The sequence below is a fragment of the Streptomyces sp. NPDC029292 genome (assembly GCF_055569295.1).
Genome location: NZ_JBVHXR010000040.1, coordinates 1 through 25,383, shown reverse-complemented (window position 1 = coordinate 25,383; position 25,383 = coordinate 1). Strand labels below are relative to the sequence as shown.

The window sequence follows — 25,383 nt, the reverse complement described above, 5'->3', positions numbered from 1 at the left end:
AAAGTCGGGGCGGGGATCTCGGGTTTCATCGAGCGCCTGCCCCCGAGGCTGCTATATCGCGTCAAGCTGCTTGAGGAAGATCTTTGAGCTTCGTTCCGCTGCGGTCGGAGCGTTCGAGGATCTTGAAGAGCTGTCGGCAGATGGCTCGCTTGCGGCAGCGTTGTGCGTCGCGGGAGGTCTTGCCATCGGCGATTCTGCGGGCGACGTAGGTCTTCGTGGCCGGGTCGAGCCGCATCCGGATCAGGGTGATGGTGTGCAGGGCCCGGTTGAGCTGCCGATCGCCGCTGCGGTTGATCCGGTGCCGGTTGGTCAGCCCTGAGGACGCGGGGATCGGTGAGACGCCCGCGAAGGAGGCGAACGCCGCTTCGGACCGGCACCGGCCCGGGTGTGACCAGCTGACCAGGACCTGGGCGGCGGTAATCGGTCCGACGCCGAGCAGATCGAGGAGTTCGGGCCGGTTCGCACTCGCCTACAGGAGGTACTGCCATGCTCCTGGCGCCGTGCGATGTGCGCGTCGGCGTCCGAGCCGGCGCGCGCTGTCTGTCGAATCGAGTGTCGGTAGACGGACGCACCGCTATCCGACCGCGCCGCCGTCCAGACTGCCGCCGACCAGGTTGCCGCACGCTTCGGCAAGGCCGACCTCGTGTTCAACAACGCCGGCGTCCAGCTCATCTCCGGCATCGAGGAGCTCAAGGTCGACGACTGGCAGCGCCAGATCGACCTCAACATCAGCGGCCTGATGAACGTGATCGCCGCGTTCCTTCCCCACCTGACGGACTCCGCGGCCCAGGGCAGGCCCGCCGACCTGATCAACACCTCGTCCATCGCGGCCACCCGCATCCTGGCGAAGTTCTCCATCTACTCCGGCACCAAGGCGTACATCAGCCACCTCACCCGGCTGCTCCGCGTCGAGCTCGGTCCCAAGATGGTCCGCGTGGCCACCATCGAACCCGGCATGGTCGACACCGAACTCCCCGACCACGTCACCGACCCCGACGCCTCCCAGCTGATGGCCGACCTCATCCACGACATCGACTGCCTGCAGTCCGCCGACATCGCGGAAACCGTCGCCTTCATGGCCGCCGTCCCGCGTCACGTCAACCTCACCGAGATCACCATCATGCCGACCGCCCAAGCCATCTGAAGTCCGTCCCGTCAGGGCGGGGAGGAACAGCGTTCCGGCTGTTCCTCCCCGCCCTGACGCGTCGGCGGAGACGGACCGGCTGGAAGCGGCTGCCAGAAGGCGGAGGACATCACCGCGCGGCTCATCAGCGACGCCGGTTTCGATCGGACCGGAGGCCCGCCGTCAGTCGGTGCCGCGCTCAGGGCAGACCGGCGCTGGCCAGGCTCTCCGTACACCTCTCGCCGGGAACCCGCAGTGGCTCACGGTGCCGACTGGATGTCCCCGCGTGTGGAGGATGCGATGGTGTCGCGGTGGGCGAAGTCGCCCGGGGGGATGCCGGGGTGGTGGCCGAGCCGGTCCGGCGGCGCTGTGGCTGCGGGGCCGAGGGTGAGTCGGGAGACGATGCGGTAGCGGTCGCCGCGGTAGATGGAGTGGACGTATTCGACGGGCTGGCCGGTGGTGTCCGAGGTGAGCCGCTCGAAGAGCAGCGCCGGGGACAGCTCGGGCACGTCGAGCAGTTCGGCCTCGGCGCGCGTGACGACGGTCGGCTCGATAGCCTGTACTGCCTCCTGAACATGCACGCCGTGCTGTTCGCGCAGGTGCTCGTACAGGTCGCCGGCTTCGAGTTCCTGGGCGGACAGGGTGGGGACCAGATCGGCCTTGATGTGCAGATGCTCGATGGCCATCGGGGCGCCGTCGACCAGGCGCAGCCGTGCCACGTACACGATCTCGGCGGCGGGTGAGATGCGCAGCTTGCGGCCCACGCGCGCGCCTGCCGGGATGGTGGTGAACTCCAGCAGGCGGCTCGACCAGGTCCCGGAGGCCTGAGGCACTGTCATGGTCTGCTGACCGGAGACGAGTTCCTGGGTGATCTTCTCGGGTGCCACGAACATGCCGCGACCGTGTTCCCGTACCAGAAGGCCCGCGGCGACGAGTTCGTCGACCGCCGCGCGCAGGGTCGGGCGGGACACCCCCAGTTGAGCACACAGGGAGCGCTCGGAGGGGATCGCGTCCCCCGGGCGGTGTGACTCGACGAGGTCGAGGATGAAGTCGCGAACGCGCTCCCGTTTGAGCACCGCACCTGGTTCGTCGGCCTCCATGTTGCACTCCCTCATGCGCGGAATCCCCAGTTGCCCAGTTAACCAGTTGACCAGTGGTCGCCCGCAACCGCCCTCGTGACCGGGGAAGTGTAACTGCCGCCAACTGGTGATCGTCCAGTTCCTGACTGGCCAGCGCGCCAAAATCCTTCCAGGCGCAGGGGGTTGACGCCTTCGATTGGTCTATGCCACCTTCATCCCCACATCAAGAGGTGAGCTGACCAGTGGACCTCACTGGTCAGGTGGTTAGGTCATGTCCTCCAGAGGTGAACCGTGAAGCTCCGCTTGTTTGCCGGTGTGTCCGTGCTCGTGATGACGGCCGGGCTGAGTGCCTGCAGTAGCTCCTCCGATGCCTCCGACGACAGCTCCGGCGGGAGCACCATCATCGACGTCTGGCTGATGCGTGACAGTGTCTCGGCCGCGTTCGAGAACGACTTCGTGAAGGGCTTCGAGACCGCTCACCCGGACATCAAGGTCAAGGTGCAGATCCAGGAGTGGGACGGGATCGGCGAGAAGGTCACGGCGGCCCTCGCCAGCAACGACGCACCGGACGTCATCGAGACCGGCAACACCCAGGTCGCCCAGTTCGCGCAGAGCGGGGGACTGCTCGACCTCAGCGACAAGGTCGACCAGCTCGGCGGGAAGGACTGGCTCAAGGGCCTCGCCGAGCCGGGCGCCTACGAGGGCAAGCAGTACGGCATTCCGTACTACGCCGCCAACCGCGTCGTCATCTACCGCACCGACCTCTTCAAGGAGGCGGGCATCGACGCGGCCGCCATCAAGACCCGCGACCAGTGGATCGCCGCCACCAAGAAACTCAACACCGGTGGCACGCAGGGCATCTATCTGCCCGGCCAGAACTGGTACACACTCTCGGGCTTCGTCTGGGACGAGGGCGGCGACCTCGCCACCGAGTCCGGCGGCAAGTGGAAGGGCAGCCTGGACACCCCCGAGGCGATCCGTGGCATGGAGTTCTACGAGAAGCTCCAGGCCCTCGGCAGGGGCCCCAAGGACTCCGACGAGGCCAACCCCCCGCAGGCGGACGTCATGGCCAAGGGGAAGGTCGCCCAGGTCATCTCGACGCCCGGCGGCGCCAACGTCGTCGTCCAGAACAACCCCGCGCTGAAGGGCAAGCTCGCCTTCTTCCCGATCCCGGGGAAGACCGCCGACACCCCCGGCGCGGTCTTCACCGGCGGCTCCGACCTCGTCATCCCCACGGCGTCCACCAAGCAGGACGCGGCCTACACCTTCATCAAGGAACTCACCGGCGACACCTGGCAGAAGAAGCTCGCCGTCGCCATGAGCTACGTCCCGAACAAGACCACCCTGGCCGGCGCGGTCGCCGCCGACCCGGGCGCCGCGGCCATGGCGGTCGGCGCCGCCGAGGGCCACGCCACACCCAACACCCCCGGCTGGGCCGCCGTAGAGGCCAAGAACCCGATCAAGGACTACATGACGGCCGTACTCACCGGTGGCGATCCCCAGAAGGAAGCCACCACCGCGTCCGAGGCCATCACCACGGCGATGAACTCCGGCTCCTGAAGCGTCGTCCACGCAGCAGCGGAAGGAGGAGCGCCGTGTCGGCAGTCCGAGAGCAGACCGCCCCCCGCCCCCCACTCGGCACCGGGCCACCCCGACGCTCCACCGGCCCGGGACCGCGCCGCCCGTCGAAGACCGCCGGGCGCGCGATCTGGCCGTACGCCCTGATCGCGCCCGCCGTCCTCGGCACGCTCTACCTGCTGGTGTATCCCCTCGTCCGCGCCGTGGTGATATCACTCCAGGACTTCGGGCTACGCCAACTCATCGTGGGCGACGCACGTTTCGTCGGATTCAAGAACTACGAGACGCTGCTGGGCGACGGCCACTTCTGGGAGGTCGTGCGCCGCACCTTCCTCTTCATGGCGGTCAACGTCGTCCTGATCATGGCGCTGTCCACGCTGGTCGCGCTCATGGTCGAGCGGCTCGGCCGGTTCGGCCGGATCGCGGTCCTCAGCGCGCTCGTGCTGACCTGGGCGATGCCCGTCATCTCGGCGACCACCGTCTTCCAGTGGCTGTTCCACTCGGAGTTCGGCATCGTCAACTCGGTCCTGACGGACCTGGGGTTCCAATCCTTCGACCGCTACCCCTGGTTCGCGCACGGGCCGGCCGCCTTCGCCATCGTGGTCGCCCTCGTCGTGTGGCAGTCCGTGCCCTTCGCGGCGATCACCCTCTACTCGGCCCTCACCACTGTCCCCGCCGAGCTGTACGAGTCTGCGCGGATCGACGGGGCATCGGGGCCGCGGATCTTCCGCTCCATCACCTTCCCGATGGTCCGGCCGATCTTCATGCTCGTCTTCTCGCTGGAGGTGATCTGGACGTTCAAGGCGTTCGTCCAGATCTGGGTGATGACCAACGGCGGGCCCGGCGACGCGACCACGATCCTGCCCGTGTACGCGGTGCAGACCGCCCTGTCGAGCCAGCGCTATGACCTCGGCTCAGCGGCCTCCATGGTCACCGTCGTGCTGATGTCGGGCGTGCTCGTCTTCTACTTCCGCCAGATGTTCCGCCAGGAGGACGAGCTCGCATGAGCACGACCCGGCCCCGCATCCGCCGCCTGCCCCTGAACGCCGCCGCCGTCGTCACGGTCGTGGTCTGTCTGTTCCCGGTCTACTGGATGGTCGCCACCGCATTCACCCCGACCCGTGACATCCAGTCCGACAGCCCCCGGCTCGTCCCGGAGACCTGGACACTCGACCACTTCCGCACCGCCGTCGGTGCCGACGGCTTCGGCCTGTTCTGGCGCAACAGCATCCTCGTCACGCTGAGCGCCGTCCTGCTCGCCCTCGTCATCGCGCTCGGCGCCGGCTACGCGGTCGCCCGGATGCAGTGGAAGGGGCGACGCCAGTTCATGCTCATGGTCTTCGTCGCCCAGATGGCGCCCTGGGAGTCACTGATCATCCCGGTCTACATCATCTCCCGGGACACCGACATGCTCGACCGGCTGCCGACCCTGACCCTCGTCTACTTCATGATGACGCTCCCCTTCACCGTCATCGTCCTGCGCGGCTTCATCGCCACGATCCCCCCGGAGCTGGAGGAGTCCGCACAGGTCGACGGCTGCACCCGGCTCGGCGCGTTCCGGCACGTGGCGTTCCCGCTGCTGGCACCGGGTCTGATGGCCACCTCGCTGTTCGGCTACATCACCGCCTGGAACGAGTTCACGTACGCCAACTTCCTGATCATCAAGCAGCAGGACAACCGCACCCTGCCCGTGTGGCTGTCCTCGTTCCAGAACGTCTTCGGCACCGACTGGGGCGCCACCATGGCCGCCTCGACCCTCTTCGCCACCCCGGCACTCGTGGTGTTCCTGCTGCTCCAACGCCACGTCACCTCCGGCTTCGCGGCCGGCGCAGTCAAGGGCTGACCACCCACACCCACCCCGCGACCCCGTTCCGGAGGCGATCATGCCCGCCCTCGTACCCCGCCCCACCGAGGCCGCGTTCCGGCCCGGCCACTTCACGCTCGACCACAGCATCACTCTGCGGTTCGGCGCAGGCGCCGAACCCGCCGCAGACCTGCTGCGCACCCTGCTCGCCCCAGCCACCGGACTGTCTCTACGGCCGTCCCCGGACGGCCAGTTCACCCTGGCGCTCGACCCCGGCCTCGGCAACCTGGGCGAAGAGGGATACGTCCTCGCCATCGACCCGCACGCCGTGCTGCTGCGCGCCGCGCACCCCACCGGCCTGCTGCGCGGCATCCAGACGATCCGTCAACTCCTGCCCCCGCAGGCCCTGTCGGCGATCCCGCAGCCCGGTACGCGGTGGCTGCTGCCGTGCGCCGACATCACCGACGTCCCGCGTCACCCCTGGCGCGGCGCGATGCTGGACGTGGCCCGCCACTTCCAGCCCGTCTCCTACCTGCGCCGGTACGTCGACCTGCTGGCCCTGCACAAGATCAGCGTGTTCCATCTGCATCTCACCGACGACCAGGGCTGGCGCATGCCGGTCGCCGCCTTTCCCAAGCTCACCGAGATCGGCGGCCACCGCGCCGAGTCCCAGAAGGGCCCGGCCGGTAGCGACTCGTACGACGGCATCCCGCACGGTGGGTCGTACACGCGGGCCGAACTCGCGGATCTGGTCCGGTACGCGGCCGCTCGCGGCGTCACCGTCATGCCGGAGATAGAGATGCCCGGACATGGACGCGCCGCCCTCGCCGCCTACCCCTCACTGGGCAACCACCCGGAGCGCACCCTCGACGTCTGGACGCGCTGGGGCGTGTGCGACACCGTCCTCGGTGTCCATGACGAGGTCCTCGACTTCTGCCGCACCGTCCTTGACGAGGTCATGGACGTCTTCCCCTCCCCGTACATCCACGTCGGTGGCGAGGAGTGCCCCACCACCGAGTGGACGCACAGTGTCGCCGCACGCGAACGAGCGGTGGCGGAGGGCCTGTCGAACCCCGAGGCGTTGCACGGCTGGTTCCTCGGACGGATCGGCGACTTCCTCGTCCGCAACGGACGCCGCCCAGTCGGTTGGGCGGAGACCGGCGCCGAACTGCCCCTCGACTTCACCGTGATGACCTGGCGCGACTCGGCCCACACCCTGACGGCGGCCCGTCGCGGCCACCCCGTCGTCAGCGCGTACCACCGGGCCACGTACCTCGACTACGCCCAGTCCGACGACCCGCACGAGCCGCCGGCCCAGCCCGGAACCGTCATCGATCTGCGCGCCGTACATGCCCACGACCCCGTACCCGAGGACGCGGACGCCGACGTAGCCGGGCGGGTGCTCGGCACCCAGGCCCAGCTGTGGACCGAGTTCGTCACGACGCCCGCCCGCATCGAGTACCTCACCTACCCGCGGCTGTGCGCCCTCGCCGACCGCGGCTGGAGCGGCGCGACCGAGTGGGCAGACTTCCGGTCCCGCCTCGGCGAGCACGCGGCCCGGCTTGACGCGCTCGGCGTCCAGCGCCACCCCTGACACCACCCCTGATCCTGTCCCGTTCCGGGAATCACCCCCACCTTTCTGGAGAGGAACAACGATGAGATTCGCGAAGAACAGGCTGCGCACCACCGCATCCGCCGCCGTCGCGGTGGCCATGGGCGCCGCCGCGCTCACCGCACTCCCGGCCACCGCGAGCGCGGCCACCGACGGGCTGAGCGTCCAGTACCGTACGAGCGCCACCGGAGCCAGCGCCGACCAGGCCGAACCCTGGTTCAAGGTGAAGAACACCGGCGCCACGACCGTACAACTGGCGAACGTCAAGATCCGCTACTACTTCAAGGCCGACTCGGCGAGCGCGACGTATCGCTTCGCCTGTTCCTGGGCCGTCAAGGGCTGCGCCAACGTCACGGGCACCTTCGGTACGCTCGCCAACCCGACGGCCACGGCCGACCGTTACCTGGAGATCGGCTTCACCTCCGGTGCCGGCTCGCTCGCCCCGGGCGCCGACACCGGCGACATGCAGCTGCGCTTCTACCAGTCGACGTGGGCGTCGCTGAACCAGAGCGACGACTACTCCTTCGGCGCCTCCCAGACGTCGTACGGCGACTGGTCCAAGGTCACGGCACAGCTGGCCGGCACCACCGTGTGGGGCACAGCCCCGGCGGGCAACGAGCCGACGGACCCGCCCACCGACCCGCCCACCGATCCTCCGGCCGACGCCGCCACGCTGTTCGACGACTTCAACTACAGCGGCTACAGCGACCCGAAGATCTCGGCGAACGGCTGGAGCGTGCGCTCCAACTCCGGCGGACCCGGCGTGTCCGGCGCCACCTGGGCGCCCCAGAACATCACCTTCGCCACCACAAGCGGCAACTCCATCATGAACCTGGAGACCTCGACCTCCGGCACCGGGGAGAGCACCAAGCAGACCGAGATCCTCACCAATTCGAGGAAGTTCAAGAACGGCACCTACGCGGCCCGGGTCAAGTTCAGCGACGCGCCCAAGTCCGGCCCGGACGGCGACCACCTCGTCCAGACGTTCTTCACCATCAACGACCTCACGGCACCGCTGGCGGACGACTACGCCGAGTACGACTTCGAGTACCTGCCCAACGGCGGCTGGGGCGAGACGTCGAACATCCTGTACACGACGTCCTGGGAGACGTACCAGGCCGATCCGTGGGTGGCGGTCAACCAGCACACCGAGAGCCGCCAGAGCTACAACGGCTGGCACGACCTGGTGCTGACCATCGACAACAGCAGCATCAAGTACTACATCGACGGACAGCTCTTCGGCACCCATGACGCCGCGTACCTGCCGGAGCGGCCGATGTCGATCAACTTCAACCAGTGGCTGATCGACTTCGGCGGCCTGACCAGCACCACCGCGCGGGCGTACGACGAGCAGGTCGACTATGTCCTGCACGTCAAGGACCAGGTCCTCACTCCGGCCCAGGTCGCCGCCAAGGTGACGGCGTACCGCAGCGCGGGCACCACGTTCCAGGACACCGTCCCCAGCAGCTGATCCCATGGCCCGGCGCCGGGGCCTGGCGGATCACCGGGCCCCGGCGCCCACACCGTCTAAGCTCCGGGCCATGCGCGTATTGGTCTTGGAGGACGATCCCGAACTGGGGCCCGTCGTCGCTGCTCAGCTGCGTGGTGCGGGGTTCGCGGTAGACCTCGCGCGGACTCTGGCCGAAGCGGATCTCAAGCGCTCTATCCGCATTGCCCGGAACACCAGCTGGCCAACCTCAGGGGCAGCCACGACGGCAAGGGCGCCATCCTGCGGGGCGCCGTGGTCAACGGCCCCAACGCCGCCTCGAAGCTGGAGGAGTTGAACGGCTTCCCGAGCATGAAGAAGTGCACAGCCACTCCGCCGACAGGTGCCTGGACCGACTTCGACGGCAAGGGCGCGCGGTACGTCGACGACGTGGGCGCCTGGCAGACCGTGGAGCCCGCACTGGACTTCACGACGACGGCACTGCTGGCCTTTGCCCTGACCGCACAAGCGGACGGCCAGTAGCCCAGGACAGCCCCGGCACATCGACGGGGCTGTCCTCGCGTTCCTCGGGAGGTGAGGTAGCAGCCCTTCCGCACGCCGGCCGGCGGATCGGTGCCGAAGGCCACCGTCGTGCAGCCGGTGCCGCCGGTGAACGACTTGTACACGAAGCTGCCCCGTGCGCCGTAGGCGATGGTCCGCTGTCCGCTGAGGGCGCACGTCCCGTCTTCGTCCGAGCAGGCCGTGGCGTAGCCGGCCGGGCCGCTGGTGGCGGTGTAGCAGGCCTTCGACTCGCCGGGGATCGGGTCGCTGAACGTGGCGTCGGTGCACGGGGTGTCGCCGGTGGCCTTGAGCGTGGTGAACGCTCCGAAGGCGCCGTACATCACCGGCTGTCCCGCTGCGGCCGGGCAAGTGCCGTTCTGGGAGGCGCACTTGGGCAGGTGCCGCCCTCGCCCGCGCACCGGGTGAAGCCCGCCCGCAGCGCACCGGTACCGGGTTCGGCGGGTGCCGGCGGATTACCCAGTCCGGTGGCGGTCACGCTGTAGCTGCCCGTGGCCGACTACGATCACGACTCCTACCCCGACCTGGCGGTATTCGCCTACGCCGGCGACGGCGTCAGGCGGCAACGGCGCCGGGAGTGGCCGAGCCTGCCGCCTCGCACCAGGCGTCGACCCGACAGGGGTTGAAGGCTCGCTCAGCATCAGCCTCGCATCGGCGAGAGTCGCCTACCTCGAGGATCCCGAGCCGCATGGGGCTTACGTCGTCCTCCTAGGAGTGCACGGCGTTGTCCCGGGACGATGCTGTCGCTGGGTGATTCGCTTTCCTCCTCAGGCGGACCTCCTCTGCATCGAGCACTTCCTGAACGGTGCGGCGCGCGGTGCCGGGCGCACGGTCACCACAGGCCTCGCGGCCCGACGTACGGGGAACCGGGCCACGGCGTGCTCAGGAGCAGCGTTTCTGGGAGTCCGGTTGGGTCGGTACGCCTCGCTCTGTGAAGACCTTCTTGGCGACGAAGGTGGCGTTGAGGGACTTGGGCATGCCGCAGTAGACGGCGGCGTGCAGCAGCGCCTCGACGATCTCATCAGGCTTCAGGCCGACGTTGAGGGCTGCGTTGATGTGGACGTCGAGCTGCGGCTCGCAGCCGCCCAGGGCCGTCAGCATGCCCAGGGTGACCAGTTGGCGGTCCCGCGGGGCCAGTTGCGGGCGGTTGTACATCTCGCCGAATGCCCAGGCAACCACCTGGTGTCCCAGCTCGGGGGAGATGTCGGCCAGCGAGTCGATGACCTTCTGTCCGCTCTCGCCGTCGATGCTCGACAGTACGGCCATGCCGTGGTCGAAACGCTCCTGCCGGTCCTTCGTTCTGTCATGGGTGCTCATGGCTCCGCTTCCTCTTCCTGCCGTCAGGCGGCCTGTGCGTTGATGTGCGGGTCTCGGTGTTCATGCGGGAGGGGCACCTCCTTCTCCTTCGAAGGCGTTGTGCTGGGAAGGGACGGGGTGCGAGTAGGGCTATTCGGCGCGGTGGTGGCGGAGAGCGGGCAGGGCCAGGAGGACGCCCAGGACGAGCGCGGCGGCGACGACACGGAGGATGCCGCCGAAGCCCAGGCCGGTGAGAGCGCCGGTGAGCTGCGGGCCCAGGCTGGCGCCGATGAACATGCTGCATCCGTAGAGGGCGACGGCCGCGCCGCGTGCGTGCGGGGCGCCTGCGTTGATGGTCTCGACGACGGCGGGCGCCGCTGCCGCGACGGCTGTCACGAACAGCAGCAGGGCGATGGCCAGCGGCACGGTGTGACCGCCCAGGAAGGAGCCGGCTACGACGGTGAGGGCGGCCAGCGCGAAGGCGAGGACAGCGCGCAGGGGTGCGGCCAGGCGCTGGAGCACGGGGGCGAGCACGGGGACGGCGACCAGGGCGGGCAGCGCGCTGGCCCTTAGGGCGAGGATCGCGGAGGAGTTCCCGGCGATGCTGGGCGGTCCGGCGATGGCCACCGCCGTGTAGACGGCGACGAAGGCGGACATCAGGGCCACGGTGGACAGGTACAGGGTGACCCGACGGGGTCGGCGCAGCAGCCGTGGCATCGCCGCGAACGCCTGGCGCAGCCCGCCCCCGGTGTCGTGGTGGAGCGTGGGCCGCAGCACGCGGCGCACCGGGATCAGGCTCAGGGCCATGAGGGCGGCGCTGAGCCAGAAGACCGCGCGCCAGCCGAGCCCGGCCGCGACGGCCTGGGCGCCGATCTGCATGATGACGGCGGCGGCGAACATGCCGCTGGTGATGCAGGTCAGGGCGGTGCCGCGGCGCTGTGGCGCGATGTGGTGGACGGCGTAGGAGAGCGCGGAGGGCGCGAAGGTCGCGGCGGTGAGTCCCTGCACGCTGCGCAGGGCGATGGCCGTGACGAGGTTGGGGGCGGCGCTGACGGCCAGGGTGGCTGCCGTGGCGGCAACGAGCCCGGCGGTGATCACGGCACGCGAACCGTAGCGGTCCGACAGGGGACCGGCGAGGAGGAATCCGGCGGCGTAGGCGAAGCCGAACGCCGTCGCGGTCCAGGTGACCTGCTCCGGTGTGGTGCCGAGCGCGGTGGCCATGGGGTGCAGCAGGGCCAGGACGGTGTACATCTGGCCGACCATCAGGACGCCGAGTGCGGTCAGCAGTGCGATCGTCGGTGCGGCGGGGGCCCAGGTCGGCGGGTGGTCCGGTGTGCTGGTCCCGGCTGCGTGCCGGGGGGACGTGGTGGGGTGGGACATGGGAACTCCAGAAGGGGGGCGTCTGGTCGCCGCCCCGCGTGTTTGCGCGCGGCACGATCGGCCGATGGCACCACCGGGATTCGGTGGGTCCCCCGGCCGGGGGAGGAACGGCCGGGGGACGATGGAGGGGGATGCTCAGACGGAGGGGGTGTTCAGCACGTACTCGCGCGAGGCGTGCACCTCGCTGCGCAGGGCGGCCAGGTTGACGTCGAGGACCTGTCCGTCCCACTTGCGGGGCTCGCCGTTGATGAGGACGGCGCTGATGTTGCGGGCGTCGGAGCCCAGCACGATCGTGCCGATCGGGTCGTTGAGCGGCATGTTGTTGAGGTCCTCGGCCTGGATGACCAGCAGGTCGGCCTTCTTGCCCGGGGTGAGTGAGCCGGTGACACCGGCCAGGCCGTTGGTGTGGGCGCCCTGGAGGGTGGCGAAGTCGAGGACGTCGTGGGTGGTGATGCGGGAGGGCTGTTGGTCGGTGCCGTAGGCGGCGTTGACCGCGCGCATCCGCTGAATGGCGTGCAGGGCCCGCATCTGCGTGAACATGTCGCTGGCCAGGGCGACTTCGACGTCGATGCTCAGTCCGGGGCGGATGCCGACGGACAGGGCCTCGTCGACGGCGGGGATCGCGGTCTCCAGGCCGATCTGCGCGTCGGAGGTCGGGGCGAGGGCCACGGTGGTGCCGGTCTCTCCCATCGCCTTCCAAGCCTCGGAGGTCAGCCCGGTGGAGTGGATGAGGGTGACGTCGGGGCTGAGAACGCCGTCCTTGGCCCAGCGCAGGACCGCCTCGGAGGAGGACGTGCCGAAGACGGCGTCCACGCTCACGCCGCTGCCCAAGTCCTTGGCGACACGGGCGAGTTCAGGGCCGTAGGCGAGCGCCGGTCCGGCGATCTCGTCGGTGGCCAGGGTCGCCAGGCGCAGCGTGAGCAACTGGTCGTCGCTGCTGAAGTACTGGTCCTTGATGCGGGTCAGGTCGCCGGGCCACTGCCGGTCCCACTCGCCGAAGTGCGGGCCCATGGAGGCGTGCACGCCGCGGATGCCGGTGTCGACGAGAGCCTCGATCGCGGCGTCGGAGTGTTCGCGGGTGCGGGAGTTGTGGGAGAAGTCGAGCATGGTCGTGATGCCGCTGTCGATCGCGGTCAGGGCGGCCAGCCTGGTGCCGATGTACATGTCCTCGGGCCGGTAGACCGTGGCGTAGCCGGCCAGGGTGGCCATGACGTAGCCGCCGAGGTCGTCGACGTCCGGCATGATCCGGCGCAGCTGGGCCTCCCAGGCGTGCCGGTGGGTGTCGACGAAGCCGGGGGTGAGGATCGTGTCGGTGGCGTCGACGACCACGGCGTCGCCCGCGCCGAGGGCGCGGCCGACGGCGGTGATCGTGTCACCCTCGACGAGGAGGTCGCCGCCGTCGATGACGCCGAGGTCGGGGTCCATGGTGACGATGGTCGCGCCGGTGAACAGGATGCGCCGGTGAACAGGATGCGCCGCCGGTCGGCGGGCCGGCGCCGGAGCTCCTCGAGCACGGCGGCGCTGGTGGTGTCGTTGACGTTCATGAGAGGTCTTCTTTCCGTACGGCGGAGAGGGCCGGGAGGATGGGCCGTCCGCTGGAGAGGGCTGGGAGGGTGGGTCGCCGGGGGCGGCCGAGGCTGCTCGAACACCAGCCTCGGTCGCGCCCGCGACGGCAACCAGGCCGCGGTTTCCCCAGGTGTCGCGCACCCAGGATCGGGACCGTGAGTGCGCCGACCGGTGGGTAGGTCAGCCGAGCTTCATGACGTAGCCCGCGTGGTGCAGTTCGTCGCCCTGGAACTCTCCGTAGGCCCAGAAGCCGAGGTCGTCCAGGTAGTTGATGCGGTCGCCGTCGATCCAGTACCGGCCCTGGTAGGCGTGTGGGCGGCCGCCCCGGGTCTCGTCGTAGCGGCCGTCGGCGGTGAGGCCCTGGTGCAGGAAGTCGTTCTTGTCGATCCAGACGCCGATGCGCGGGCTGCCGGTCAGGTCCTCAGCGGCCGGGATGCCCGCCTCGGGGGCGGTGGCCCGGCCGGGGACGTCGGTACCGGCCCACAGGACCGGCCGGCCGCCCGCGACAAGGGCGCGGACCTGCTCCGGCACGGTCATGAGGGCCGCCACCGCGCTCGGCACATCGGCGGCGAGCTCGTCGGGCAGCACCAGGAAGTCGGTGGTGTTGCCCGGGGGCAGCGTCGCGACGTATTCCGAGCGGTGGCCGCGGCCACCGGCCAGCGCGACGGTGTCCACGACGGCGGGGGCGATGGTCATGCCGGTGCAGTCGACGACGATGGCGTTGTCGTCCGCCGCCGCGGTGACGATGCCCGGGCCGACTCCCACGATCAGGGAGCCGACGAACAGGAGGTCGGCGCCGGTCATGGTCCCGATCAGCGGGTCCATCGTCAGGATGCGGGCGTTGGTGAACAGGACGGGACGCCCCTCGTCGTTCGAGAGGATCTCGTCGAGGGCCTCGGGGTTCCAGCTCACGGTGCCGGTGTCGGTGATGCTCATTGCATGCTCCTCAGTGGAGTCGCCTCGTCGGTGTCCCCGCTGCGCGAAATGAGCGCCGGTGCAGGTCCGAGGCGAGGGTTCGGCAGCTACGGCGGCTGCCTGACCACCAGGTTCGTCGCGCGGTGGAATCGGAACCAGGCCGCGGTGTCCCCAGGTGCCGGGCACCCAGGATCCGTCCCGCCGCTGCGACGGAGGGGGCATGGGGCGGTCTCGGACGGCCCGCGCCGCTGCCGTACCGCACGAAGGGCCCCGTCGCTCGCGATGCTGGGTGCGCGGCACCCAGGAAGCCCTCACCTGGGGAGACGGCGGCCTGGTTGCCACCGGCCGCCGGGCCGACAGTAGAGCCATGACCAGCAACGACACGCCCCGCGTCCCACACCCGTACGTCGGGATGTGGGTGACCGCGGACGGCTTCATCCGCCAGGAACTGCTGCCCGACGGCCGCTACGACGAAGCCCGTGGCAACCGCCAGAGCGCCTACACCGGCAGCTACACCGTCACCGGCAACCACATCGACTACGTCGACGACACCGGCTTCACCGCCACCGGCGACGTCCGCGACGGCGTTCTCTTCCACGAGCACCTGGTGCTCTACCGCGAGGGCGACGAGCACGCCCGGCAGTGAGCCTGACCATGACCAAGGCCCACCTGCAGGTGACCGCCTCCGCCACCCCGGCCCAGGTGCGGAGGTGTGGCGGGAAGGGGCCGAAGGTTGCCCTCAGGCTGACGCCGACGCCTTTCGCAGCGGCCCGCGTTGGATCGGCGCCCGACCTTACGACGGCGTGCATGATCCACCCAGTGCGAGCACACCGGAACCGCAGATGATGGAAAAAAGATGTATCCAATGACGTAATAATGATGGATTCCGCCCCTTCAGTAATGCCCTGCGGCCCACCTACCGTTGCGCCCAGATAAACGGCCTGGCCGTCGGCTGCTCGGTACTCCTTCGGCCTTGTGAGAGGTCTCTCGGGAGCTCCTTCGGGGGCCGCGGACCAGCCTTGACGGTTTCTGGAGGGAGAAGGCAATGGCGCCTGCGGAACTACTCATCGGAAGCCGATGGCAAGCGTCGGCAGGGTCGGGACGGACCCGGGACGTGACGTCGCCCTTCGACGGCTCGACCGTCGGTACCGTGGGGGTGGCCGGCCCCGAGGACGTCGAGGTGGCCCTGGCGGCGGCGGAGCGGGGTGCCGCGGTATGGCGGCGTACACCCGCTCACGAGCGGATGACGATCCTGCTGCGTGCGGCGGAGCTCGCCGACCAGCGAGCTGCCAAGATCGCGCGGACCATCAGCTCGGAGTCGGGCAAGACCATCACCGAGGCCACCGGCGAGGCGGCGCGCTCCGGGGACCTGATCCGCCTCGCGGCCTTCGAGGGCACCCAACTCTACGGTGAGACCCTGCCGTTGGACGCCAACCGTGGCACCGGGCTGGACAAGGTGGGCTTCACGCTGCGCCAGCCGTGCGGTGTCGTGGTGGCCATCACCCCGTTCAACTACCCCTCGCTGCTCGTGCTGCACAAACTGGCGCCCGCGCTCGCGGCGGGCAACGCGGTCGTCCTCAAGCCGGCCACCTCGACACCGCTGACCGCGCTGGCGCTCGCCGATTGCTTCGTGGACGCCGGGCTTCCCGAGGGCGTGCTGTCGGTGCTCGTCGGCTCCGGCGGGGTGCTGGGGGACGCCCTCGTGACCGACCCCCGCGTACGGAAGATCTCCTTCACAGGCTCCACGGCGACCGGCGAGCACATCGCGCGGGTAGCAGGGGTGAAGAAGCTCTCCCTCGAGCTGGGCGCCTCCTGCCCGGTCGTCGTCCTGCCCGACGCCGATCTCGAACTGGCCGCAAGCGCTGTCGCGTTGGGCGGCTATGTCAACGCCGGGCAGGTGTGCATCTCCGTCCAGCGAGTGATCACACACCCCGAGATCACCGCCGATTTCCTCGACGCTCTCGTCCCCAAGGTCCGGGCCATCCGGACCGGGGACCCGTCGTCCCCCGAGACGACCATGGGCTCCCTGATCACGACCGCCGAGGCGGAACGGGTGGAGCGGGCCATCGTGCAGGCCGGGGCGGACGGCGCACGCGTCCTGACCGGCGGCGAGCGCGACGGGACCGTGGTGACCCCGGCCGTCGTGGCCGATGTCGACCCCAACTCCCCTTTCAGTCAGCAGGAGTTGTTCGGACCCGCCGTCGCCGTCAGCTCGGCCGCCGACTGGGAGTCCGCCATCGCCCAGGCCAACGGCACCGCCTACGGCCTCGGTGCGGGGATCTTCACCTCCGACGTGGCCGGCGCGGTCCGGGCCATCCGGGAGATCGACGCCGGTTCCGTCCACATCAACTGGACGCCGCTGTGGCGTGCCGACCTGATGCCGTACGGCGGGCTGAAGGGCAGCGGCTACGGCAAGGAAGGCCCCCGCGCCGCGGTCAGCGAGATGACCGAGGTCAAGACCATCGTTCTGCACGGCCGCCCCTGGTGACGCGGCCGCGTCCCCGTACACATCCCCGATCAGGAGCCGACTCATGACCGACCGGACGCAACAGGGCACGGTGCGCCTCACCGTCGCCCAGGCCGTCGTCACCTACCTCTCCCGGCAGTACTCCGTGGCCGACGGCCACCGCCGCCGCCTCATACCGGCCGCGCTGGGCATCTTCGGCCACGGCAACGTGGCCGGCCTCGGCCAGGCCCTCGACCAGCTCAGCGACCAACTCCCCTTCGTCCAGGGCCGTAACGAGCAGGCGCTGGTCCACATCGCGACGGCCTACGGCAAGGCGACCAAGCGGCACGCCACCCTCGCCGTGACCGCCTCCATCGGCCCGGGCGCTCTCAACATGGTGACCGGGGCGGGCCTCGCCACCGTCAACCGGCTGCCTGTCCTGCTGCTGCCGGGCGACACGTACGCGACCCGTCACCAGGGGCCCGTACTGCAGCAGTTGCAGCACCCCGTGGAGGCCGACGCCTCGGTGAACGACGCCTTCCGGCCCGTGTCCCGCTTCTTCGACCGCATCACCCGGCCCGAGCAGCTGCTGACCGCGCTGCCCGCGGCGATGCGGGCGCTCACCGACGTGGACACCGGTGCGGTCGTCGTCTCCCTCCCGCAGGACATCCAGTCCCACGCCTACGACTACCCGGCGGAGTTCTTCGTCGAGCACGACTGGCCGATCCGCCGACCGGCGCCGGACGCCGACGAGATCGCGGTGGTCGCGCGGATGCTCGCCGAGGCGGAGAAGCCGCTGATCATCGCCGGTGGCGGGGTCGTGTACTCCGGCGCCACCGACGAGTTGGAGGCCCTCGCCGACGTGGCGGGCGTCCCCGTCGCGGAGACGTTCGCCGGCAAGGGCGCGGTCCAGCGCCGCGCCTGGTGGCAGCTCGGCGGCATCGGTCTGGAGGGCACTCCGGCGGTCAACACCCTGGCCCGGGAAGCCGACTTCGTGCTCACCGTGGGCTCGCGGCTGACGGACTTCGCCACCGCCTCGCACTCCATCTTCCAGAACCCGGACGTGCGTTTCGCGAGCATCAACGTCAACGTGCACGACGCGGGCCGCCTGGGCGCGACCGGCATCGTGGCCGACGCCAAGCGGGCCCTGGCCGCGCTGACGGACGCCGTACGCGCGAACGGCACCACCACAGCGGCGGACTGGCAGGAGAAGGTGCGCACCCTGGATGAGCGGTGGCGGGAGCAGCGTGCCGCCGCGCTCGACCCGGATATCCCCTTCGACGACGCGTCGCTGCCCGGCGACTCCGACGTCGTAGGCGACACCGACGCGGTCCTCACGCAGGGCCAGTTGATCGGCCTGCTCCAGGAGCACGCGCGGTCCGGTGACACGATCATCGCCGCCGCCGGCGGTCCGCCCGGCGACCTGCAGAAGGTGTGGGACGCCACCGAAGGCCGTTTCGCCCACCTGGAGTTCGGCTTCTCCTGCATGGGCTACGAACTGCCCGCCGCGATCGGCGTCCGCTTCGCCGAGCCGGACCCGTCGAAGCGGGTGCTGTCCCTGCTGGGCGACGGAACCTTCCTCATGGCGCCGACCGAACTGGTCACGGCCGCCCAGGAGAGGCTCCCGCTCACGATCGTGATCCCGGAGAACCACGGCTACCAGGTCATCCACCGCCTCCAGATGCTGCGCAACGGACGGGAGTTCGGCAACGAGTTCCGCTACCGCGACGGCAGCCTGGAGATCGGCTCAGGCAAGCCCGCGCGCCTGGAGGGCGACTACCTCCAGGTCGACCTCGTCAAGACCGCGGAGGGCCTCGGCGCTCGTGCCCTCCGCGCCACGACCGCCGACGAGGTACGTATCGCGCTGGCCGAGACCCGCGACCACGACGGCCCGGTCGTCCTGGTCGTCCCCGTGATCCCGCACGCCGACCTGCCCGGCGCAGGCGTCTGGTGGGACGTGGCCCCGGCCGAGGTCTCCGAGCAGGAAGCGGTCGCGCAGTTGCGCGGCGAGTACGAAGAGGGTCTGGCGTCGCAGAGGTGGTACGGATGAATCGCTCTCCCTTGGATCACGGGCGCCTGCGCGCCCGACTCGCCGCCGGCGAGGTCACCCTGGGCACCTTCGTGGGCACCGCCTCCCCGGTCACGGCCGAGGTGTGCGCCGCCGCCGGCGCCGACTGGCTGCTGCTCGACCTCGAACACGGCGCCGGGGGAGAGGAGCAGGCCCGTACGACCATCCCGATCGCGGCGGCCTACGGCGTCCCGACCCTCGTACGGGTGGAGTCCGCGGCCCGCATCCGCATCGGCCGCGTCCTCGACCTGGGCGCCGCCGGGATCATGCTGCCCCGCCTCGACACGGCGGCCGAAGTCGTGGAAGCGCTACGGCACTTGAGGTACCCGCCTGCGGGGGACCGGGGCGTGGCCACCTACAACCGGGCGTGCCGCTTCGGACTCGATGCCGGGGCTCTGGACCGGGAGGGCGAGCTTCTCGGTGTGGTCCAGATCGAGTCGGCGGCCGCCCTGGTGGAGGTCGAGGCGATCGCGGCGCTGGACGGCGTCGACGTCCTGTTCGTCGGCCCCCGCGACCTCAGCCACGACCTGGGTGTGCCCGGCGACTTCACCGCGCCGGTCTACCGAGAAGCTCTGGAGCGCGTCCGCAAGGCCTCTGCCGCGCACGGCAAGGCCTGCGGACTGCTCGTCCCCGACGGTGCGGCCGCGGCCGCCAAACGGGCCGAGGGCTGGACGTTCATCGGCATCGGCTCCGACGCGACCCTGCTCGCGGCAGCCCTGTCCGCCGCGCTCGATCAGGCCCGGCCCCAGCCCCAGGACTCTCAGGACTCTCAGGAGACACGATCATGACCCCCACCACCCCGGGCGCCGCACACGAGATCGGCGTCGGACTGATCAGCGTCGGCTGGATGGGCAAGCTCCACAGCCGCGCCTACCAGGCCCTGCCCTCCGTCTACCCCGAGCTGGGCATCAAGCCCCGCCTTGTCCACGCCGCCGACACGGCCGAGGACCGCGCCGCCTACGCCCGTGACGTCCTCGGCTACGCGAAGGCCACAACCGACTACCGCGCCGTCCTCGACGACCCGGACGTCGAGGTCGTCTCGATCTGCGCGCCCAACCTCCTCCACCACGAGATCGGCATCGCCGCCGCCAAGGCCGGCAAGCCGTTCTGGATCGAGAAGCCCGTCGGGCGCGGTGCCGAGGAGACCGCCGAGGTCGCCGCCGCGGCCCGCGCGGCCGGGGTCGTCACCTCCATCGGCTACAACTACCGGCACGCCCCCGCCGTGGAACGGGCCCGCGCGCTGATCGCCGAGGGGCGACTCGGCCGTATCACCAACGTGCGCGCCACCTTCTTCTCCGGCTACGCCTCCGAGCCCAAGGGTGCCCTGTCCTGGCGCTTCAAGCGAGACCTGGCCGGGCACGGCGCGCTCGGCGACCTGCTGAGCCACGTCGTGGACCTCGTCAGCTACGTCGTCGCCCCGATCGACGAGGTCTCCGCGCTCACCAGCACCGTCTACACCGAGCGCCCGATCCTGCCCATGGGCTCGGGCACACACTTCGCGGTGATCGAGGACGGTGAGATGGCGGCCGTGGAGAACGACGACTACAGCGCCGCCTTGGTGCGCTTCAGCGGCGGTGCCGTCGGCACCCTGGAGGCGTCCCGCATCATCGTCGGCCCGCAGTGCGGCATCGGCTTCGAGATCTACGGCACCGACGGCTCGGTCACCTGGAACTTCGAGCGCATGAACGAACTCCGCGTCGCCCTTGACCGCAGCGGCCCCCACCAGGGCTACACCACCGTGCTCGGCAACGGTCACATGGGCGACTACGCCAGCTTCCAGCCCGGCCCGGGCAACAGCATGGGCTACGACGACCTGAAGGTGATCGAGGCCAAGAAGTTCCTCGCCGCCGTCGCCGGCATCGAGCACCACAACTCGACGATCGAGGACGCGCACGCCGTCGCCGAGGTGATCGCGGCCGCGGCGGCCTCCGCGGCGAGCGGCTCCTGGCAGCCGGTGCCCGAGGTGCCTGGGGCGAACTTCGGTCATCCGGTGCGGAGTTGATCGTATGACCGAGCACGTCGTAGTGGCCCTCGGCCCCGTCGACACCGACACGGTGGGCCCCGTCCTCGGGGAGCGGGTCGCTTTCGTCACCGATCCCACGCCCGACGACCTCGCGGTCGCCGAGGGCGCCATCGTCCGCGCCGACCGGCGGGTCGACGAGGACCTCCTTCGGCGGGCGCCACGGCTGCGGGTCATCGCCCGCACCGGCGTCGGCGTCGACCTGGTCGACGTGGCGGCGGCCTCCGCCCGCGGGATCGCCGTGGTCATCACCCCGAACAGCGGCAGCCGGGCCGTGGCCGAGGGCGTCTTCGCCATGGCCCTGCACCTGACCAAGCGGCTGCGACCGCTGACCGACCTGGTACGGGACGGCCGCTGGGCCGAGCGGAACGCCGTACCGGTCGGTGACCTGGACGGCGCCACCCTGGGGATCGTCGGCTACGGCCGCATCGGCCGCCGGGTGGGGGAACTCGCCGCCGCCTTCGGGATGCGGACGCTCGCCCACGACCCGTTCAGCCCTCCACCGCCCGAGTTCGCCTGCGCCGATCTCGGTGAACTGGCCGAGTCGAGCGACGTGCTCACCCTGCACGCGCCGCTCGTCGAGGGCACCCGGCACCTCGTGAACGAGCGGCTGCTGTCCCGCGTCAAGCCGGGAGCGATCCTGATCAACTGCGGCCGTGGTGGCCTGGTCGACCCGGACGCCACCCTGGCCGCCTTGGAGTCGGGCCGGCTGTCGGGCGTCGGACTGGACGTGTTCGACCCCGAGCCGGCCCTCTACCATCCGCTGTTCGACCATCCCGACGTCGTCCTCACCCCGCACCTGATGGGCATGACGCGCCGGGCGATGACCCTGACCTTCGTCGACGCCGCCCGCGGTGTCGCGGACGTCCTCGCGGGCCGCCCGCCGGCCGCGGTCGCCAACCCCGACTGGAACCACCGAAAGGCCACGGCATGATCACCTCACCCCTGAACAGGATCGCCGGCGCGCCCATCTCCTGGGGCGTGTGCGAAGTCCCCGGCTGGGGCTACCAGTTGACGCCCGAACGAGTGCTGAACGAGATGCGCGAAGTCGGCCTGGCCGCCACCGAGATCGGCCCCGAGGGCTTCCTGCCCGGCGAGCCGGACGCCTTGGCCCAGGTCCTCGCCCACCACGACCTCCACGCGGTCGGCGGCTTCACCCCGCTGCTGCTGCACGTGCCCGGACACGACCCGCTGCCCGAGGCCGAACAGCTCCTGGAGAGCTACGCCGCTTCGAAGGCGGAGGTTCTCGTCCTGTCGGCCGTCACCGGCCAGGACGGCTACGACTCCCGCCCCGAACTCGACGCCGACGGCTGGAAGCTGCTGCTGTCCAACCTCGACCGGCTCGCCTCGCTGGCCGCCGAACGCGGCGTACGCGCCGTCCTGCACCCGCACGTCGGCACGATGATCGAGAACGGCGACGAGGTCCGACGCGTCCTGGAGCACTCGGCGATCTCGCTCTGCCTCGACACCGGGCACCTGCTCATCGGCGGCACCGACCCCGCCGAACTCACCCGCCAGGCGCCCGAGCGCATCGCCCACACCCACATGAAGGATGTGGACGCCTCCCTCGCCGCCAAGGTCCAGTCCGGACACCTCAGTTACACCGAGGCCGTGAGCAAGGGCATGTACCGCCCGCTGGGAGCGGGAGACGTGGACGTCCAGGCCATCGTCACCCACCTCAGCGCACGCGGCTACGACGGCTGGTACGTCCTGGAACAGGACACCATCCTGACCGAGGAGCCCAAGGAAAAGGGGCCGGTCGAGGATGTGTGGGCCAGCGCCGAGCATCTGCGCGCGGTGCTGCGCGGTGTCGCGTAGCCGTATACAGGCCTGATGTGTTTTTGATGTCTTCTGAGGGATTGACTGGCTGTGCGGGGCATCCAAGAATGCCGAGGCGACGCGCGCCTGTTCTTGTATTGCCATTCGTTGCGTGCTGGCGTCTTTTCCGAACATGAGGAATCCAGGAAACAGAAATGACCGCTGACGAATTTCTGGCCACTTGTTGGACCACTGCGGGCGACGCCGCTCCCGACCAGGAAGACCAGCGCAGTCCGCTGAGCCTGCGGGAACGGGTGGAAGCGGCGGCCGACGCCGGATTCAAGGGCTTCGGGCTGCTGTACGCGGACCTGGTGGAAGCCGAGCGCGAGTACGGGCTCGCCGGTGTCCGGACGCTCTTCGAGGACAACGGGATCAGCCACATCGAGTTGGAGCTGCTGACTGACTGGTGGGCCGAAGGACCCCGGCGGGCCGCGTCGGACGCCGTCCGCGTCGGAATGCTGTGGGCCATCGAGGCGCTCGGCGCACGCACCTTCAAGATCGGCCCCGACGTGGCGGACGAACCCTGGGACCTGGACGTCTGGGCCAAGGAGTTCGCCACGCTGGCGGCGCAGGCCGACGGTGTGGGCGCCCGGCTCGGGGTCGAGTTCCTGCCCTGGTCCAACCTCAAGACCGTGCACGACGGACTCCGGCTCGTCGAGACCGCCGGTCACCCGGCGGGCGGCCTCATCATCGACGTCTGGCACACCGAGCGCGCCCACACCCCACCCGCCGACCTGGCGGACGTACCGGGGTCGCGGATCGTGGGCGTGGAGCTCAACGACGCCGACAGTCATGTCGTCGGCACGCTCTTCGAGGACACCGTCCATCGCCGTCGCCTGTGCGGAGAGGGCTCCTTCGACCTCCCGGGGATCATCACCGCGCTCCGTGCGGCCGGCTGGAACGGCCCCTGGGGTGTGGAGATCCTCTCCGACACGCACCGTGCGCTGCCGGTGCGGGAGGCCGCCGCAGCGGCGTACCGGAGTGCCGCGACGCTGGTGAAGTAAATGCCGCAGGGGTGGTGGGGACGAAACCACGGTCGTCCCCGCCACCCCTGCTTCTTTCTGCCGGTGCGGATCGGCTGCCTGGCCGTGCCTAGGCCCTACCTCCGCATGAGCAGCTGGAACTCGAACACGTAGCGCGCCGCGTTGTAGAGATGCGTGCCGTACTCCACGGCCTCCCCAGCGGCGTTGTACGCCGTGCGCCGCACGGTGAGCAGGGGTGCGCCCTCGGGTTGCCCGAGGTGTTCGCCCTCCTCGGCGGTGGCCGCTCCAGCGCCGATCGCCTGATGCGCGCTGTGCAGACTGATGCGGGCCGCGCGCAGGAGCCGGTACAGCCCCGTGGCCTCCAGCAGCTCCGTGTCGAGATCGAGCAGCAGGTCGGTCGGCAGGTGGTTGCGCAGGACGGCCATGGCGAGTCCGTTCGCGTACCGGATCCGCTCCAACCGGACCACGCTGTCGCCCTTCCTGATACCCAGCGCTGCGGCGACCTCGGCGGACGCGGGCACGACGTCGTTGCGTACCACCCGTGTGCTCGGTGCCTGCCCGGCCTCCTCCAGGTCGTCGTAGAGGCTGGTGAGTTCCAGAGGGCGCCTGACCGTGCTGTGCACGACCTGGGTGCCGACGCCCCGACGCCGTACCAACAGCCCCTTCTCGACCAGGGCCTTGATGCCCTGCCGGACGGTCGGCCGTGACAGGCCGAGTCGTCCGGCGAGGTCGATCTCGTTGCCGAGCAGGGCGCCCGGGAGGAGCAGGCCGTGATCGATGGCCTGCTCCAACTGCTGGGCGAACTGGTGGTACAGCGGTACCGGGCTCATGCGATCGATGACGATGTCGAGCACAGTCGTACCGTCGGCCGCTTTCCGGCGTCCGGCCTTCATCAGTGGTTGCGGGGGAAGCCCAGGTCGACGCCCGCCGGGGCGTCGGACGGGTCGGGCCAGCGGGTGGTGACGACCTTGCCGCGGGTGTAGAAGTGCGTGCCGTCGTTGCCGTAGATGTGGTGGTCCCCGAAGAGGGAGTCCTTCCAGCCACCGAAGGAGTGGTAGCCGACGGGCACCGGGATCGGCACGTTCACGCCGACCATGCCCGCCTCGATCTCCAGCTGGAAGCGGCGGGCGGCGCCGCCGTCCCGGGTGAAGATCGCGGTGCCGTTGCCGAACGGCGAGGCGTTGATGAGGGCCACGCCCTCCTCGTAGGTGTCGACGCGCAGCACGCACAGCACCGGGCCGAAGATCTCGTCCTTGTACGCGTCCGCGGACGTCGGCACCTTGTCGAGCAGCGAGAGGCCGATCCAGTGGCCGTCCTCGTATCCGTCAACCGTGTAGCCGGTGCCGTCGAGGACGACCTCGGAGCCCTGCGCCGCCGCGCCGTGCACGTACGACGCCACCTTGTCGCGGTGGACGGCGGTGATGAGCGGGCCCATCTCGGAGGTCGGGTCGTTGCCGGGGCCGATCTTGATCTTCTCGGCGCGCTCGCGGATCTTCTCGACCAGTTCGTCGCCGATCGAGCCGACGGCGACGACGGCCGAGATGGCCATGCAGCGCTCGCCGGCGGAGCCGTAGGCGGCCGAGACGGCGGCGTCCGCGGCCGCGTCCAGGTCGGCGTCCGGGAGGACCAGCATGTGGTTCTTGGCGCCGCCGAGGGCCTGGACGCGCTTGTGGTTGGCGGCGGCGGTGGT

At 70.1% G+C, this 25,383-nt stretch carries 23 protein-coding genes and 1 pseudogene; 16 read left to right on the top strand and 8 right to left on the bottom strand.

What is annotated here, in order from left to right; translation table 11 throughout:
* Positions 1–61 precede the first annotated feature (61 nt).
* Complete coding sequence (locus ACZ4WS_RS45980; RefSeq protein ID WP_467989963.1) at positions 62–439, bottom strand: transposase; 378 nt, start codon at positions 437–439, stop codon at positions 62–64.
* Positions 440–586: 147 nt separating this feature from the next.
* On the opposite strand from ACZ4WS_RS45980, the pseudogene ACZ4WS_RS45975 reads away from it, so the two are divergent.
* A pseudogene (locus ACZ4WS_RS45975) lies at positions 587–1,144 on the top strand (SDR family oxidoreductase); the annotation flags it as partial.
* Positions 1,145–1,383: 239 nt separating this feature from the next.
* Here the strand turns inward: ACZ4WS_RS45975 and ACZ4WS_RS45970 are convergent.
* Positions 1,384–2,223: a GntR family transcriptional regulator gene (locus ACZ4WS_RS45970; protein WP_467989961.1), complete on the bottom strand. Its 840-nt coding sequence runs from the start codon at positions 2,221–2,223 to the stop codon at positions 1,384–1,386.
* A gap of 270 nt (positions 2,224–2,493) precedes the next feature.
* Between ACZ4WS_RS45970 and ACZ4WS_RS45965 the strand changes: the two genes are divergently transcribed.
* The 7 genes from ACZ4WS_RS45965 (at position 2,494) to ACZ4WS_RS45935 (ending at position 9,827) form a co-directional block, all read left to right on the top strand.
* Positions 2,494–3,762: an extracellular solute-binding protein gene (locus ACZ4WS_RS45965; RefSeq protein WP_467989912.1), complete on the top strand. Its 1,269-nt coding sequence runs from the start codon at positions 2,494–2,496 to the stop codon at positions 3,760–3,762.
* Positions 3,763–3,797: 35 nt separating this feature from the next.
* Positions 3,798–4,787: a carbohydrate ABC transporter permease gene (locus tag ACZ4WS_RS45960; RefSeq protein WP_467989910.1), complete on the top strand. Its 990-nt coding sequence runs from the start codon at positions 3,798–3,800 to the stop codon at positions 4,785–4,787.
* Positions 4,784–5,623, top strand: a complete 840-nt coding sequence (locus ACZ4WS_RS45955; RefSeq protein ID WP_467989908.1) for a carbohydrate ABC transporter permease — start codon at positions 4,784–4,786, stop codon at positions 5,621–5,623. The genes ACZ4WS_RS45960 and ACZ4WS_RS45955 overlap by 4 nt, the downstream gene beginning before the upstream one ends.
* A 40-nt stretch (positions 5,624–5,663) precedes the next feature.
* On the top strand, positions 5,664–7,178 hold the full coding sequence (locus ACZ4WS_RS45950; RefSeq protein WP_467989906.1) for a beta-N-acetylhexosaminidase: 1,515 nt from the start codon (positions 5,664–5,666) through the stop codon (positions 7,176–7,178).
* Positions 7,179–7,239: 61 nt separating this feature from the next.
* Positions 7,240–8,667 carry a cellulose binding domain-containing protein gene (locus ACZ4WS_RS45945; protein WP_467989904.1) on the top strand — a complete coding sequence of 476 codons (1,428 nt, stop codon included), beginning with the start codon at positions 7,240–7,242 and terminating at the stop codon, positions 8,665–8,667.
* Positions 8,668–8,745: 78 nt separating this feature from the next.
* Positions 8,746–9,165, top strand: coding sequence for a glycoside hydrolase family 9 protein (locus ACZ4WS_RS45940; protein ID WP_467989959.1), 420 nt, complete (start codon positions 8,746–8,748; stop codon positions 9,163–9,165).
* A 527-nt stretch (positions 9,166–9,692) separates the two neighbouring features.
* Complete coding sequence (locus tag ACZ4WS_RS45935; protein ID WP_467989902.1) at positions 9,693–9,827, top strand: hypothetical protein; 135 nt, start codon at positions 9,693–9,695, stop codon at positions 9,825–9,827.
* A gap of 256 nt (positions 9,828–10,083) precedes the next feature.
* Here the strand turns inward: ACZ4WS_RS45935 and ACZ4WS_RS45930 are convergent, their stop codons facing one another.
* The 4 genes from ACZ4WS_RS45930 to ACZ4WS_RS45915 all read right to left on the bottom strand — a co-directional run bounded on the left by ACZ4WS_RS45930 (position 10,084) and on the right by ACZ4WS_RS45915 (position 14,379).
* A complete protein-coding gene (locus tag ACZ4WS_RS45930; protein WP_467989900.1) occupies positions 10,084–10,518 on the bottom strand; it encodes a carboxymuconolactone decarboxylase family protein in 435 nt (144 codons plus the stop codon).
* Between the two features lie 129 nt (positions 10,519–10,647).
* Positions 10,648–11,877, bottom strand: a complete 1,230-nt coding sequence (locus tag ACZ4WS_RS45925; protein WP_467989898.1) for an MFS transporter — start codon at positions 11,875–11,877, stop codon at positions 10,648–10,650.
* A gap of 135 nt (positions 11,878–12,012) precedes the next feature.
* A complete protein-coding gene (locus tag ACZ4WS_RS45920; RefSeq protein WP_467989896.1) occupies positions 12,013–13,302 on the bottom strand; it encodes an amidohydrolase family protein in 1,290 nt (429 codons plus the stop codon).
* Positions 13,303–13,623: 321 nt separating this feature from the next.
* Positions 13,624–14,379 (bottom strand): Atu4866 domain-containing protein, encoded by a 756-nt coding sequence (locus ACZ4WS_RS45915; protein ID WP_467989894.1) that lies wholly within the window; start codon positions 14,377–14,379, stop codon positions 13,624–13,626.
* Positions 14,380–14,725: 346 nt separating this feature from the next.
* Between ACZ4WS_RS45915 and ACZ4WS_RS45910 the strand changes: the two genes are divergently transcribed.
* The 8 genes from ACZ4WS_RS45910 (at position 14,726) to ACZ4WS_RS45875 (ending at position 23,714) form a co-directional block, all read left to right on the top strand.
* Positions 14,726–15,004: an Atu4866 domain-containing protein gene (locus ACZ4WS_RS45910; protein ID WP_467989892.1), complete on the top strand. Its 279-nt coding sequence runs from the start codon at positions 14,726–14,728 to the stop codon at positions 15,002–15,004.
* A 399-nt stretch (positions 15,005–15,403) separates the two neighbouring features.
* Positions 15,404–16,846 (top strand): aldehyde dehydrogenase family protein, encoded by a 1,443-nt coding sequence (locus ACZ4WS_RS45905; protein WP_467989890.1) that lies wholly within the window; start codon positions 15,404–15,406, stop codon positions 16,844–16,846.
* A gap of 43 nt (positions 16,847–16,889) precedes the next feature.
* Positions 16,890–18,854: a 3D-(3,5/4)-trihydroxycyclohexane-1,2-dione acylhydrolase (decyclizing) gene (iolD, locus tag ACZ4WS_RS45900; protein WP_467989888.1), complete on the top strand. Its 1,965-nt coding sequence runs from the start codon at positions 16,890–16,892 to the stop codon at positions 18,852–18,854.
* Positions 18,851–19,660, top strand: a complete 810-nt coding sequence (locus ACZ4WS_RS45895; protein ID WP_467989886.1) for an HpcH/HpaI aldolase family protein — start codon at positions 18,851–18,853, stop codon at positions 19,658–19,660. The genes iolD and ACZ4WS_RS45895 overlap by 4 nt, the downstream gene beginning before the upstream one ends.
* A complete protein-coding gene (locus ACZ4WS_RS45890) occupies positions 19,657–20,874 on the top strand; it encodes a Gfo/Idh/MocA family protein (protein ID WP_467989884.1) in 1,218 nt (405 codons plus the stop codon). The genes ACZ4WS_RS45895 and ACZ4WS_RS45890 overlap by 4 nt, the downstream gene beginning before the upstream one ends.
* A 4-nt stretch (positions 20,875–20,878) precedes the next feature.
* The gene (locus tag ACZ4WS_RS45885) at positions 20,879–21,826 is read left to right on the top strand and encodes an NAD(P)-dependent oxidoreductase (protein WP_467989881.1); all 948 of its coding nucleotides are present in this window, start codon (positions 20,879–20,881) and stop codon (positions 21,824–21,826) included.
* Complete coding sequence (locus ACZ4WS_RS45880; protein ID WP_467989879.1) at positions 21,823–22,710, top strand: sugar phosphate isomerase/epimerase family protein; 888 nt, start codon at positions 21,823–21,825, stop codon at positions 22,708–22,710. The genes ACZ4WS_RS45885 and ACZ4WS_RS45880 overlap by 4 nt, the downstream gene beginning before the upstream one ends.
* 155 nt (positions 22,711–22,865) lie before the next feature.
* Positions 22,866–23,714 carry a sugar phosphate isomerase/epimerase family protein gene (locus ACZ4WS_RS45875; RefSeq protein WP_467989877.1) on the top strand — a complete coding sequence of 283 codons (849 nt, stop codon included), beginning with the start codon at positions 22,866–22,868 and terminating at the stop codon, positions 23,712–23,714.
* A gap of 95 nt (positions 23,715–23,809) precedes the next feature.
* Here ACZ4WS_RS45875 and ACZ4WS_RS45870 read toward each other — a convergent pair whose 3' ends face one another.
* Together ACZ4WS_RS45870 and ACZ4WS_RS45865 are read right to left on the bottom strand one after the other, a co-directional pair.
* Positions 23,810–24,586 carry a GntR family transcriptional regulator gene (locus ACZ4WS_RS45870; protein ID WP_467989875.1) on the bottom strand — a complete coding sequence of 259 codons (777 nt, stop codon included), beginning with the start codon at positions 24,584–24,586 and terminating at the stop codon, positions 23,810–23,812.
* On the bottom strand, positions 24,586–25,383 hold a 798-nt coding region (locus ACZ4WS_RS45865; protein WP_467989873.1), incomplete at its 5' end, for an aldehyde dehydrogenase family protein. The genes ACZ4WS_RS45865 and ACZ4WS_RS45870, both read right to left, overlap by 1 nt.

What these genes read in the sequence shown, in the direction of transcription:
- ACZ4WS_RS45930 (WP_467989900.1), bottom strand. Translation starts at nt 10,518, where the DNA reads ATGAGCACCCATGACAGAACGAAGGACCGGCAGGAGCGTTTCGACCAC.
- ACZ4WS_RS45955 (WP_467989908.1), top strand. Translation starts at nt 4,784, where the DNA reads ATGAGCACGACCCGGCCCCGCATCCGCCGCCTGCCCCTGAACGCCGCC.
- ACZ4WS_RS45970 (WP_467989961.1), bottom strand. Translation starts at nt 2,223, where the DNA reads ATGGAGGCCGACGAACCAGGTGCGGTGCTCAAACGGGAGCGCGTTCGC.
- ACZ4WS_RS45910 (WP_467989892.1), top strand. Translation starts at nt 14,726, where the DNA reads ATGACCAGCAACGACACGCCCCGCGTCCCACACCCGTACGTCGGGATG.
- ACZ4WS_RS45885 (WP_467989881.1), top strand. Translation starts at nt 20,879, where the DNA reads ATGACCGAGCACGTCGTAGTGGCCCTCGGCCCCGTCGACACCGACACG.
- ACZ4WS_RS45950 (WP_467989906.1), top strand. Translation starts at nt 5,664, where the DNA reads ATGCCCGCCCTCGTACCCCGCCCCACCGAGGCCGCGTTCCGGCCCGGC.
- ACZ4WS_RS45925 (WP_467989898.1), bottom strand. Translation starts at nt 11,877, where the DNA reads ATGTCCCACCCCACCACGTCCCCCCGGCACGCAGCCGGGACCAGCACA.
- ACZ4WS_RS45875 (WP_467989877.1), top strand. Translation starts at nt 22,866, where the DNA reads ATGACCGCTGACGAATTTCTGGCCACTTGTTGGACCACTGCGGGCGAC.
- ACZ4WS_RS45890 (WP_467989884.1), top strand. Translation starts at nt 19,657, where the DNA reads ATGACCCCCACCACCCCGGGCGCCGCACACGAGATCGGCGTCGGACTG.
- ACZ4WS_RS45895 (WP_467989886.1), top strand. Translation starts at nt 18,851, where the DNA reads ATGAATCGCTCTCCCTTGGATCACGGGCGCCTGCGCGCCCGACTCGCC.
- ACZ4WS_RS45945 (WP_467989904.1), top strand. Translation starts at nt 7,240, where the DNA reads ATGAGATTCGCGAAGAACAGGCTGCGCACCACCGCATCCGCCGCCGTC.
- ACZ4WS_RS45920 (WP_467989896.1), bottom strand. Translation starts at nt 13,302, where the DNA reads ATGGACCCCGACCTCGGCGTCATCGACGGCGGCGACCTCCTCGTCGAG.
- ACZ4WS_RS45880 (WP_467989879.1), top strand. Translation starts at nt 21,823, where the DNA reads ATGATCACCTCACCCCTGAACAGGATCGCCGGCGCGCCCATCTCCTGG.
- ACZ4WS_RS45870 (WP_467989875.1), bottom strand. Translation starts at nt 24,586, where the DNA reads ATGAAGGCCGGACGCCGGAAAGCGGCCGACGGTACGACTGTGCTCGAC.
- ACZ4WS_RS45905 (WP_467989890.1), top strand. Translation starts at nt 15,404, where the DNA reads ATGGCGCCTGCGGAACTACTCATCGGAAGCCGATGGCAAGCGTCGGCA.
- ACZ4WS_RS45915 (WP_467989894.1), bottom strand. Translation starts at nt 14,379, where the DNA reads ATGAGCATCACCGACACCGGCACCGTGAGCTGGAACCCCGAGGCCCTC.
- iolD (WP_467989888.1), top strand. Translation starts at nt 16,890, where the DNA reads ATGACCGACCGGACGCAACAGGGCACGGTGCGCCTCACCGTCGCCCAG.